Origin of the sequence: Salipaludibacillus agaradhaerens (assembly GCF_002019735.1) — a bacterium.
Classification (GTDB): domain Bacteria; phylum Bacillota; class Bacilli; order Bacillales; family Salisediminibacteriaceae; genus Salipaludibacillus; species Salipaludibacillus agaradhaerens.
In genome coordinates this window covers 746,413-759,004 of the sequence record NZ_KV917378.1, presented here as the reverse complement: position 1 = coordinate 759,004, position 12,592 = coordinate 746,413, and the positions used below count along the sequence as shown (strand labels likewise).

Annotated in this window: 11 protein-coding genes; all 11 read left to right on the top strand. The window is 40.6% G+C overall.

The features are described 5' to 3' along the window. The first annotated feature begins 70 nt into the window (after positions 1-70). The 11 genes from aroC to aroA all read left to right on the top strand — a co-directional run bounded on the left by aroC (position 71) and on the right by aroA (position 12,474). On the top strand, positions 71-1,243 hold the full coding sequence (gene aroC, locus BK581_RS03525; RefSeq protein ID WP_078576868.1) for a chorismate synthase: 1,173 nt from the start codon (positions 71-73) through the stop codon (positions 1,241-1,243). Further along, a complete protein-coding gene (aroB, locus tag BK581_RS03520; protein ID WP_078576867.1) occupies positions 1,243-2,337 on the top strand; it encodes a 3-dehydroquinate synthase in 1,095 nt (364 codons plus the stop codon). The genes aroC and aroB overlap by 1 nt, the downstream gene beginning before the upstream one ends. After that, on the top strand, positions 2,334-2,711 hold the full coding sequence (gene aroH / locus BK581_RS03515; RefSeq protein WP_078576866.1) for a chorismate mutase: 378 nt from the start codon (positions 2,334-2,336) through the stop codon (positions 2,709-2,711). Before aroB ends, aroH begins: the two co-directional genes overlap by 4 nt. Positions 2,712-3,005: 294 nt before the next feature. Next, the gene (gene trpE, locus BK581_RS03510; RefSeq protein WP_078576865.1) at positions 3,006-4,523 is read left to right on the top strand and encodes an anthranilate synthase component I; all 1,518 of its coding nucleotides are present in this window, start codon (positions 3,006-3,008) and stop codon (positions 4,521-4,523) included. Next, entirely contained in the window at positions 4,516-5,532 is a 1,017-nt protein-coding gene (gene trpD / locus BK581_RS03505; protein WP_078576864.1) for an anthranilate phosphoribosyltransferase, read from the top strand. Before trpE ends, trpD begins: the two co-directional genes overlap by 8 nt. Then, positions 5,529-6,305 (top strand): indole-3-glycerol phosphate synthase TrpC, encoded by a 777-nt coding sequence (gene trpC, locus BK581_RS03500; RefSeq protein WP_078576863.1) that lies wholly within the window; start codon positions 5,529-5,531, stop codon positions 6,303-6,305. The genes trpD and trpC overlap by 4 nt, the downstream gene beginning before the upstream one ends. After that, the gene (gene trpB / locus BK581_RS03495) at positions 6,305-8,134 is read left to right on the top strand and encodes a tryptophan synthase subunit beta (protein ID WP_078576862.1); all 1,830 of its coding nucleotides are present in this window, start codon (positions 6,305-6,307) and stop codon (positions 8,132-8,134) included. The genes trpC and trpB overlap by 1 nt, the downstream gene beginning before the upstream one ends. Continuing rightward, the gene (trpA, locus tag BK581_RS03490) at positions 8,131-8,928 is read left to right on the top strand and encodes a tryptophan synthase subunit alpha (RefSeq protein ID WP_078576861.1); all 798 of its coding nucleotides are present in this window, start codon (positions 8,131-8,133) and stop codon (positions 8,926-8,928) included. Before trpB ends, trpA begins: the two co-directional genes overlap by 4 nt. Positions 8,929-8,971: 43 nt before the next feature. Continuing rightward, positions 8,972-10,054 (top strand): histidinol-phosphate transaminase, encoded by a 1,083-nt coding sequence (gene hisC, locus BK581_RS03485; RefSeq protein ID WP_078576860.1) that lies wholly within the window; start codon positions 8,972-8,974, stop codon positions 10,052-10,054. Positions 10,055-10,064: 10 nt separating this feature from the next. Further along, complete coding sequence (locus BK581_RS03480) at positions 10,065-11,168, top strand: prephenate dehydrogenase (RefSeq protein WP_078576859.1); 1,104 nt, start codon at positions 10,065-10,067, stop codon at positions 11,166-11,168. Positions 11,169-11,181: 13 nt separating this feature from the next. Further along, positions 11,182-12,474: a 3-phosphoshikimate 1-carboxyvinyltransferase gene (aroA, locus tag BK581_RS03475; RefSeq protein ID WP_245828865.1), complete on the top strand. Its 1,293-nt coding sequence runs from the start codon at positions 11,182-11,184 to the stop codon at positions 12,472-12,474. The last annotated feature ends 118 nt before the right edge of the window (positions 12,475-12,592 follow it).

Genomic DNA, 12,592 nt, shown 5'->3' with positions numbered 1-12,592 from the left:
AATCATCAACAATAGATATAATAAGTTTTTAACACATAAAAGCGATAAAGAAAGTAGAGGTTGATAGTGCATGCGATTCTTGACAGCAGGAGAATCTCACGGGCCTGAGTTGACAGCTATTATTGAGGGTGTTCCAAGTCAGTTGCCTTTGACGGTTGAAGATATTAATGAACATTTAGCAAGAAGACAAAAAGGGTATGGTCGAGGAAGACGGATGCAAATTGAAAAAGACCAAGTAACAATTACAAGCGGTGTGCGTCACGGTAAAACAACGGGAGCACCAATTACCCTGCACATTGAAAATAAAGATTGGACACATTGGACGAAAATTATGGGTGCTGAGCCACTTTCAGACGAAGAGGAACAAGACATTAAACGCAAAATAACACGTCCTAGACCGGGCCATGCTGATTTGAATGGCGCTATTAAATATCGGCATCGTGATATGAGAAATGTTTTAGAACGGTCATCAGCAAGGGAAACGACGGCACGTGTTGCAGTAGGTGCTGTGGCCCAAGCCTTGTTAAAAGCCTTTAATATTCACCTGTGTGGCCATGTTCTAGAAATCGGTGATGTGGTAAGTCAACAACCGGAGTTTACAACGGTTGAGCAATTAAAAAAAGTCACTGAGGCTTCTGAAGTTCGCTGTGCTGATGGCTCAGCTGAAACTAAAATGAAAACAGCCATCGATGAAGCAAAAGAAAATGGTGATTCCATTGGTGGAATCGTTGAAGTAATAGCTGAAAATGTACCGGTTGGGCTTGGTAGTTTCGTCCATTATGATAGAAAGCTTGATGCTAAGATTGCTCACGGTGTCATGAGTATCAATGCCTTTAAAGGTGTGGAAATTGGATTGGGCTTTGAAGCTGCACGAATGAAGGGTAGTGACGTGCATGATGAGATCACTCATGATGAGAAGAATGGTTTTTCTCGTAAAACAAACCGACTGGGTGGCTTTGAAGGTGGCATGACAAATGGGATGCCTGTTGTTGTACGAGGAGCCATGAAACCAATTCCAACCCTTTATAAACCATTACAAAGCGTGGATATTGACTCTAAGGAGCCTTTCACAGCAAGTATTGAGCGGTCTGATAGTTGTGCTGTTCCAGCAGCCGCTGTTGTCTGTGAAGCTGCTGTAGCTTGGGAATTAGCTAATGCATTTTTAGAGAAATTTGGTTCGGATACAATGTCAGACATTAAAAAACATTATCAAGACTATTTAGAGGAAGCGAGGACGTTTTAATGCAGTCCCCGACTTTAACTATAGCAAGTAGATCACATGAGTACCCTGTTTATATTGATCAGGAGATCAGATTTCATACATTTAACCTTATAAATGCTCAACTATCTCATCCTGCTAGTGCCTATATGATCGTGGCTGACAAAAACGTCGCAGACTATTATTTAACAGATGTATTATCGTCTTTTCCAGAAAGTAAGAAACCATTTGTGTCTTTAATTCCAAGTGGTGAATCATCTAAATCATTTGATATGTATCATCAGCTTTTGACAGAAGCTTTGGAGAATGGGTTGGATCGGCAATCTGTTATTATAGCCCTTGGTGGAGGGGTGACAGGTGATTTAGCTGGATTTACGGCGGCTACGTATATGCGAGGTATTCAATATGTGCAAATGCCTACAACCTTGTTAGCCCATGATAGTAGTGTTGGGGGGAAAACAGGCATTAACCATGCACACGGGAAAAATTTGATAGGTGCTTTTCATCCACCTGCTGCTGTCATTTATGACTCAGAGATGTTGCGTACCCTCCCAATCCAGGAATGGCGGTCAGGTTTTGCAGAAGTCATCAAGCACGGTTTTATTGCTGATCCTGAACTTTTGGATTGGTTAGAAAGAAATATTACAGACTTATCGCATATACCATCTGAGATAATAAATGAGTTGCTCGAACGATCAATTCGAATAAAAGCACATATAGTGGAAGAGGATGAAAAGGAGCAAGGAGTTAGGGCTTACTTGAATTTTGGGCATACATTAGGTCACAGTATTGAAGCAGAGGTTGGCTACGGTCACATGACTCATGGAGAAGCGGTTGCTATCGGTATGTCGTTTGCCTTGAAATTGAGTGAACGTCTGCTCGGTTCAAAGCTCTCCTATAACAGAATATTGGATTATATGAAAACACTAGGCTACTCACTTCAAATACCAAGTGGGTGTGCTCATGATCAATTGATTGTTCGAATGAGACGTGACAAAAAATCGTCGCACAATGACATAAATTATGTTCTTTTGCATTCAATTGGTCAACCGCAACTCGTTAAAGTCAGCGAAGAAGACATACTGAGACTCCTTGAAGAGGAGGGAAACTTAAGATGATGACGAGAGGCATTCGTGGCGCTACAACTGTTCAGACAAATAGTAAAACAGAAATCCATAAGGCTACAGCAGACGCTATGACGCATATTATTCAAAAAAACAATATTTGCCCTGACGACATAAGTCACATATTGATCACAGTAACAAATGATTTAGATGCAGCATTTCCTGCCGAAGGGTTAAGAAGTTTGGAAGGCTTTCAATATGTACCAATAATGTGTGCGATGGAAATACCTGTTCCAAGTAGCTTGAAAAAGTGCATTCGATTAATGGTAACGGTCAATACAACTAAAAGGCCTGCAGATATCCATCATATATATTTAAACGAAGCAGTAAAACTTCGCCCAGACTTAACCTTGACAAACGAACAGTGAACACGTTAGGATTACTATAAGTTTAGTTGAGAGAAGAGCGAAGAGCATGTAAGTATTATCGATTGTGATGTATGAAGAGCAGAGCAGAGTTGGAGTTGAGGAGAGCGGAGTTTAGTGTAGCTATGCGTGAACACGTCTGCCCCTTTGGCAGGCGTTTTATTTATAAATGGTAGATAAATAGGCAATCATTCTCTACCATTTATATTTTGAAGAACGCAAGCATACTTTTTACCCCTTATTTATGATGTGAATCCTCACACTTCAGTCCCTGTCAAAACATGAGAGGTGATTGAAATGTTAACCATTACGAAGGAGCAGTTTCTTAAAAAGGCTGCTAAATACAACACCGTATTAATGTCGGCGCATATTCTTGCTGATACAACAACTCCCATTCAATTATTCCACCTGTTTAACAAAGATGCAGCATTTTTACTTGAAAGCAAAGACCCATTATCGCCGTGGTCAAACTATTCATTTATTGGGATAAATCCTATTTATTATTTATATGACAAAGGCGGTAGTTTTATTTTTGAAAACAAAAAGCGAGAGACGATATTGCGTGGTGAACATATCCAGGAAACGTGGGATAATGTATTAACCTATTTAAACGTCGCCCCGAATCCGCAGCTGGAGTTGCCGTTTCCAGGTGGGGCTGTTGGTTATATGGGTTTTGAAGCGTATGGTTGTTATGAACCAAGGTTGGCAGCTAGTTTGGATAGGGAGAACCCAAATGTGTCATTTGTTTTCTGTCAAACAATTTTAGCGTATCACCATGGGAAAGAAGAATTAACGGTGATTCATTTACAAAATACAGCTGACATAAATGGAGAGGAGGCTTTTCAAAATGGTGCTTATGAAATTGAATCCATTTTGAAGGCCATTGCAGTTGATGACTCTCTTCCTGTATCAATGGTGCCAATGACAGATCATATAAAAGACGATCTATTTGCCAATGTTAGCTCCAATTACACAAAAGAGACTTTTATGCATCACGTACAGAAAGTGAAAGAGTACATTGCTGCTGGTGATATATTTCAAGCAGTTCTGTCTCAACGCTTCAAAGTGCCTGTTCAGACAGATGGCCTCTCGTTATATCGCGTGCTAAGGAAAATTAACCCGTCGCCTTATTTGTATTATATACGGCTTGATGAGAGAGAAATCATCGGCAGTTCACCTGAAAGACTTGTGAAGGTTGAAAGAAAAGGTGAATTGGAAATCCACCCTATCGCAGGAACAAGAAAGCGTGGAAATAATCTGGCAGAGGATGAAGCACTTGCAAAAGATTTACTCGCAGATGAAAAGGAACGAGCAGAGCATTTAATGCTTGTAGATTTAGCAAGAAACGATATGGGGAGGGTGAGCGAATATGGTAGTGTCAAGGTCAAAGAGATGATGCAAGTGACACATTTTTCACATGTTATGCACCTTATATCCAAAGTGACGGGTCAATTAAAAAAGGATACCCACCCTTTTGAAGCTCTATTTGCGGCTCACCCTGCAGGCACAGTATCAGGAGCACCAAAAGTAAGAGCAGTGGAAATTATTGAAGAATTAGAACAGACGAGACGTGGCATTTATGCCGGAGCAATTGCCTATTGTGGATTTAATCAAGCGATAGATTCATGTATTGCTATTCGAACGATAATTTTACAAGATCGTGTGGCCCATGTGCAAGCCGGAGCAGGGATCGTACAAGATTCAATTCCTGAAAACGAATATGAAGAAACGAGAAACAAAGCAAGGGCATTAATTTATGCCATTAAATTAGCTGAGCTGAGGTACGAAAAAGAGGAGGAAGAGGAGAATGAGTAGAGCGCTAGAAAGAATAATGTCAACTGAACCACTAACAGAGGATGAGGCAAAGCAACTTGTTATAGCCATGATGGAAGGGCAATTAAATAATGAAGAAATGGCAGGTATACTTTCCGTGTTGCAATATCGCGGAGAAACGGTTGATGAGTTAGTTGGATTTGCAAAGGGAATGCAAGAAAAAGGGAAAAAAATTAGCTTGCCTTATGATGTGTTAGATACGTGTGGAACCGGTGGAGATGGTAAGGGAACCTTTAATATTTCAACGGCAGTGGCTATATTGTTAAGCTCTATAGGTGTAAAAGTAGCAAAGCATGGTAACCGAAGTGTTTCATCCACCACAGGCAGTGCAGATGTCCTAACGGCATTAGGAGTCCCTTTTCAAGAAACCGAGCAAGAAGTGTCCCGCATGCTTCAAAAGCACCATCTTGCATTCTTATTCGCCCCGATTTATCATTCTGCAATGAAAAATGTCGCACCAGTGCGAAAACAACTGGGAATGAAAACTATTTTTAACTTATTAGGCCCTTTGACAAACCCTGCAAATGCGCCTTGCCGAATTATTGGTGTCTACGATCACGTAGTCGCAAAGAAAATGGCTTATGCATCTCAGCGTTTAGGTATAAAACGTGCGTTGTTTGTATGTGGCGAAGATGGATTAGATGAACTTACGGTTCAAGGTAAAAGTTATATTATTGAAGTGAATGGGGATCACATACATGAATTTATCGTTACACCAGAGGACGTAGGGTTAAAAACGGAGGCTATTGATAAAGCATTGGTCTCATCACCAGCTGAAAGTGCCACCCTCATCAAAAAACTTTTTGCTGAAAAAGGAGCGCAAGCCGCTGAGAACCTATTATTACTAAATGCTGGAGCGGCCCTCTATGTACAAGGAAGAGCCGTAACGATCAAGGATGGTGTGAAAGAGGCTAAGAAAGCGCTCGGAACTCACGTATTAAACCACTTAGCTGCGTTACAAAGTGAGAGGGAAGAGGTGACCACACTATGACGATACTAGACAAAATTGTTGCTAAAAAGAAGGATGAGCTATCATCGTTAACTATACCAGAGTCTAGAATTGTTGATACGCCATTTCGATCATTAAAAAACGCTTTGCTAACGTCCATTCATCCACTTGGAATTATTGCAGAAATAAAACAGGCAAGCCCTTCAAAAGGGCTATTAACCGATCATTTTCAACCCCTTTCCATTGCAGCAGCATATGAAAAAATCGGGGTCTCTGGTATTTCAGTGCTTACTGATGAAACGTTTTTCAAAGGGCATGCGGATGACTTGTCAGCAGTCAAAAATCACGTTAACTTACCTGTGTTACGGAAAGATTTTATTGTCGATGAAAAGCAAGTCTTGTATTCTGAACGAATCGGCGCTGATGCTATTCTATTAATTGCAGCTATTTTAGAAGGGAATCAGTTAGCTGAACTCTATGATCAGGCAATGGAACTTGGAATGGAAATACTCGTCGAAGTGCATAACGAAGAAGAATTAGAAAAAGTTCTCACACATACGAACCCAACCATGATCGGTGTGAATAATCGTGATTTAACAACGTTTGACACTCATTTATCCACAACAGAGCGATTACGACCTTTAGTGACTAATGACGAAACGTTATTTATTAGTGAAAGCGGTATTCACACGAAAGAAGACGTAGAATGTCTCTTGAAAAATCAAGTAGATGGCATGTTAGTTGGTGAAGCTTTTATGAGAAGTGCAAATAAGCAGCAGCTCTTAAACTCCCTATTTTATGAGGGGGAGAAGTAATGGCACCGTTATTAAAATTTTGTGGTATCACGTCCAAAACAGATTTTGCTCAAGCAGTGGCATCAGAAGCTGACATGCTTGGCGTCATTTTCGCCAAAAGTAAACGGCAAGTTATGCCACATCAAGTAGCTGAGTGGAAAGAAGCATATCCTCTTTCTAAAAGACAAAAACTTTCAGGTGTGTTTGTCAATGAACCCGTGTCGAAACTTCTGGAGATCGTGAAGGTGGCCAAAGTTGATGCCATTCAATGTCATGGCACTGAATCGCCAGATGAGGTAGCAGAAATTAAGAGACGAAGTGGTTTAGATGTTTTCAAAACAATTCATCATCACGATGAATCCATATCTGAGATGAGAAAATATGAAGGCATTGTAGATGGCTTTGTAGTGGATACAAAAACGGCTGATGCGTGGGGAGGAACAGGCGCTCAATTCGATTGGAAAGCTGTCCCTACTTATGAACATGAAGCGAAGAGGCAAGGTGTACCATGCTTAATCGCAGGAGGAGTCACCCCTGATAATGTCCTGAAACTATTAGCGTATAAGCCATCAGGAATTGATCTTTCTTCAGGGATTGAAACAAATGGTCAAAAAGATGAAAGGAAGATGAATAGCATGTCAAAAGCTGTGAAAAAAACGTATCAAGCGCCAGATTCATTTGGCAGATTCGGTCCTTTCGGAGGTAAATATGTTCCTGAGACATTAATGTACGCGTTGGAAGAATTAGAAGAAGCCTATTTATCAGTTAAAGAAGATACTAGCTTTCAACAAGAGCTATTAAAAGAATTGAAAGAATATTCGGGAAGACCTACTGCCTTAACTTACGCTGAACGTTTATCCAACTATTACGGTGGTGCACGGATTTACTTAAAAAGAGAGGATTTAAATCACACGGGGGCTCACAAGATAAATAATGCGTTGGCGCAAGGTCTATTAGCTAAGAAGATGGGGAAATCTCAAATTATTGCTGAAACCGGAGCAGGACAGCATGGTGTCGCTTCTGCTACAGTAGCCGCTCGATTTGGGCTATCTTGTAAAGTGTTTATGGGTGCAGAAGACATGCGAAGACAATCTTTAAATGTTTTTAGAATGCGACTTCTTGGAGCTGAAGTCATTGAAGTTCATTCTGGTGGTAAAACGTTAAAAGATGCTACAAATGAAGCGATTCGTCACTGGGTAGCAAATGTTGATGATACATTTTATCTAATAGGGAGTGTCGTTGGTCCACACCCATACCCTCAGATGGTTAGAGATTTTCAAAGTATTATAGGTGAAGAGAGTAAAAAACAAATATATGATCGCCTTGGAAGGCTCCCCCATGAAGTTGTGGCGTGTGTCGGCGGCGGTAGTAATGCTATGGGGATGTTTTATCCATTTTTAAACGATGATATTGCCCTTACAGGTATTGAAGCAGCGGGTAAAGGAATAGAGACAGACGATCATGCAGCAACATTAACAAAAGGGAGAAAAGGGGTACTTCACGGGTCGTTATCGTATTTACTGCAAGATGAAAATGGCAATATTACTGAGCCATATTCTATCTCGGCAGGATTGGATTATCCTGGTATAGGACCAGAACATGCCCATTTACGAGATATAGGAAGAGTTCACTATGAAGCAGCAACTGATAAAGAAGCGATGGCTGCTTTAGAGGATTTGTGTAAACTGGAAGGGATATTACCTGCGATAGAATCAGCCCACGCTCTCGCTTATGTTAAAAGAGAGGCTGCTAACCGTCACAATGACGAGATCATTCTCGTTTGTTTGTCCGGAAGAGGAGATAAAGACGTTCACACGATTCAAGAAGTGTTAGGGGGAAATGAGGAATGAATCGCTTAACTGCTGATACTTTTCGAACTAGCCATGACAAGTTTGTACCATACATTATGAGTTGTGACCCAAGCTATGAAGCATCAATTGAGATTGCACTAGCATTACAAGAAGCAGGAGTTGATGCAATTGAATGGGGTGTTCCTTTCAGTGACCCTCTAGCGGACGGTCCGGTAATTCAAGAAGCAGGTGAACGGGCACGCGCTTCTGGAGGGTCCTTATCGAAAGCTGTTGAAGGCATAAAAGAAGCGAGAAAAAGAGGTTTAACTCTTCCTGTGGTTTTATTTACGTACGTGAACCCTGTCTTGTCAATTGGCAATGACAGGCTTGTAGATCAGATGAAGGACGCTGATATTGACGGCTTAATTATACCTGATTTACCTTTTGAAGAGAGTCGTGATTTGCGTGAATTATGTGGATCAGCAGACATCTCCTTAATCTCTCTCATTGCCCCTAGTTCTAAACACCGCATGAAAATGATTTGTGAGCTTGGTGATGGGTTCTTATACTTCGTCACGTCTCTTGGTGTCACTGGTACCCGTGAACATTTCTCGGACGAACTAGAAAACACATTGCAGGAAGTCACATCTTATAGTAATGTACCAGTGCTAGCTGGTTTTGGCATTTCAACACGAGATCACGTACGGTTCTTCCAAACGGTCGCTGACGGAGTGATAGTAGGAAGTGCTTTAGTGCGTTTTATCGCTGAAAGAGAGAAAGAGTTATCATCGCCTATCAAAAAAGAAAATGCTCTGAGTGAGATAAAACAATTTGTACAACAGCTCATTTCATAATACTATAGAAACTAGACAGTAACGGTTAGGTGGAGGGATTGAAATGAATGTCAAATCATCAATGGTTGGTCTTTTACCGTATCAACCAGGAAAACCTATAGAAGAAGTTAAGCGAGAACTAGGTTTAGAAGAGGTTGTTAAGCTTGCTTCAAACGAAAATCCGTATGGATGCTCACCTCATGTAAAAGAGGCGATGACACATGCGTTTGAAACAATTGCTATATACCCAGACGGATATGCCCGCTTGTTGCGTAAAAAAGTAGCTGAACATCTTAATGTTGAGGAAGAACAGCTCATTTTTGGAAATGGTTCGGATGAAGTTATCTTAATTTTATGCCGTGCTTATTTAGAGTCAGGAGATAATATTGTGACAGCAGCACCAACTTTCCCTCAATATCGGCACAATGCTGTGATAGAAGGAGCTGAAGTAAAAGAAGTGCCCCTTCAAAACGGGGTTCACGACTTGGATGCTATGCTTGATGCAATTGATGAGAAAACTAAAATGGTCTTTGTCTGTAACCCTAACAATCCTACAGGAACATATGTAGATGAGCAGGCGTTTAAAGCGTTCATTGAAAAAGTGCCTAAAGATGTGCTTGTTATTAGTGATGAGGCTTACTATGAATATGTTACACAAGAAGACTATCCAGATACCTTGCCTATGTTAAGTTCTTATCCAAATTTAATTATTTTACGAACCTTTTCGAAGGCTTACGGCCTCGCTTCTTTAAGAGTAGGCTACGGTGTAGCTTCTAAAGAAATTGTAAAAGCTGTTGACCCAGGACGAGAGCCTTTCAACACGAATTCAATGGCTCAAGCAGCTGCCATAGCTGCACTTGATGATCCTTCTTTCATTAAAATGTGTCGTGAAAAAAATACACAGGAAATGAAAAAGTACGAAGATTTTTGCCAGAAAAATCAGTTGGAGTACTTTCCGTCACAAACGAACTTTATACTAATTGACTTTCAACGATCTGGTAGTGAGATATTTGATTTCTTATTAAAAAATGGCTTTATTACACGTAATGGGGAAGCACTAGGTTATTCAACATCTGTTAGGATTACGCTTGGAATGCCTGAACAGAATGATAAGATAATTTCTGAATTAACGAAGTGGCTCGCTTAGGAGGATCACCGTGACTAGACGATTATTGGTAGTTGGCTTGGGACTCATCGGTGGGTCTCTTGCTCTTGCTGTGAAAAATAGTTATCCTGAAACAATTATTATGGGTTATGATGTAAATAAGAAAGCCTGTAAGCTTGCAAAAAGCTTGCAAATCATTGATGAAATTGTTGAGAGCTTAGCTGAAGAAGCACCGGTTGCAGATATGATTATTATTTCTGCACCGGTAGAAAGTACAATTAATATTATTAAACAATTAAAATCCTTACCTTTAAAACAAGGGGCAATAGTCACAGACGTAGGAAGTACAAAAGCGTCTGTAGTGGCAGCTGGTAAACCCCTTTTTAATAAAGGGGTTTATTTTATCGGTGGTCATCCGATGGCGGGTTCTCATAAAACAGGGGTTGAAGCAGCTCGAGAGCGGCTATTTGAGAATGCTTTTTACATACTGACGCCTACAGATGAAGTGCCTTCAAGTAAGCTCATTGAACTACAAGATATACTTAAAGGAACAAAGGCAAAATTTATTCAGTTAGATCCAGTTACTCATGATCGCTACGCTGGTCTTATTAGTCATTTACCTCATATCATAGCGTCAGGACTTGTGCATCAAGTAGCAAAAGCAGGAGAAAAAGATGCGATGGTTATGGAGTTAGCCGCTGGAGGGTTTAGAGATATTACACGCATTGCATCTGCTTCCCCTTCGATGTGGCGAGATATTTTACTTCATAATAAAGAGGAGCTCCTTCCAATGCTAAAAGAATGGAAAGCTGTCATGACGCAAGTAGAAGATATGTTGCAGCGAGCTGATGAAGAGCAAATTTACTCATTTTTTTCAGGTGCTAAGGAATCACGTGATTTACTCCCATCTAAAAAAAGAGGCGCGCTTATGCCCTTTTACGATTTATTTGTGGACATCCCCGACCACCCAGGTGTCATTTCTGATGTGACAGCAATTCTTGCTGAAGAGAGAATTAGTTTAACGAACATCCGGATCATTGAGGCAAGGGAAGATATCATGGGTGTATTGCGATTAAGTTTTCGCTCTGAAGAAGACTTAACGCTTGCAAAAGACAAACTGAATAGACATTTATATGACACATACGAAGTTCTTTAAGGAGGAAAAAAAGGTGACAACAACAATCCCCCCTGTAAAAGATGGGTTAACAGGTTCTGTTACAATTCCAGGTGACAAATCTATTAGCCATCGAGCAATCCTCTTTGCATCACTAGCTGATGGTGATTCAAAGATATACGGGTTTTTAAAAGGTGAAGATTGCATGAGTACGATCACGTGCATGAAGCAACTAGGTATTGAGGTTAAAGAGGAAGATGATTATATACTTGTAAAAGGTAAAGGATTGAATGGTCTAGAAGAACCAGAGAAACCTTTAGATGTTGGAAACTCAGGAACTACGATTCGTTTACTTTCAGGAATTCTTGCCGGTCAAGACTTTTCATCAGTGCTTGTAGGAGATGAATCTATAGCAAAGCGTCCGATGGGTAGAGTGACAGGCCCTTTAAAAATGATGAACACGTCTATTGATGGAAGACAAAATGCTGCTTATACACCACTTCACATACGTGGGGGGAGTTTAAACAGTATTCATTATCTTTCTCCTGTTGCAAGTGCACAAGTAAAATCTGCTATATTACTTGCAGGGATGTTCGCTGATGGCGTAACGAAAGTGACTGAACCCCACAAGTCCCGAGATCATACAGAGCGTATGCTACAGACGTTTGGCGCGCACGTTGAGAGTAATGAATTGTCAGCTTCAATAGAAGGTGGACAAACGCTTTCGTCACAAACCATCTATGTACCTGGAGATATTTCTTCAGCGGCATTTTTACTCGTAGCAGGAGCCATTGTTCCTGGGAGTAATATCACGTTAAATAATGTTGGAATGAATCCTACCCGGACTGGCATTATTGATGTGCTGCAAACTATGGGAGCGGATTTAACTGTTGAGAATGAGCGTTATTTAGGAAGTGAACCGGTAGCAGACTTAACAATTCGCTATAGTACATTATCTTCTTGTACAATAGGCGGTGACCTCATTCCCCGTCTAATTGATGAGATTCCTGCAATAGCCGTTCTTGCCACTCAAGCAAATGGGACGACCATTATTAGAGATGCACAGGAGCTAAAGGTGAAAGAGTCAAATAGAATTGACACAGTCGTGAGTCAGCTGAAAAAAATTGGTGCTGCTGTAGAACCTACAGAAGATGGTATGATCATTACTGGAAAAACACCTCTTCATGGTGGCACGTTACAAAGTTTTCATGATCATCGAATTGGTATGGCTATGGCGCTTTGTGGCTTAATCGCTACTGAACCTGTAACCATAAAAGGTTCAGAAGCTATTTCTGTCTCTTACCCTGATTTTTTTGAACAATTGACATACTTAAGAGCAGACAATTAAACCCTTTCCATGTCTAGTGAAATAGTCTGCGTTATTTTGTTCATAGAGAGGGATTTTAATGTTAGGCTGTTGCATTAGTTGCAACAGCCTTTCTCTCTTGAACAAGGGACTTCCAAAT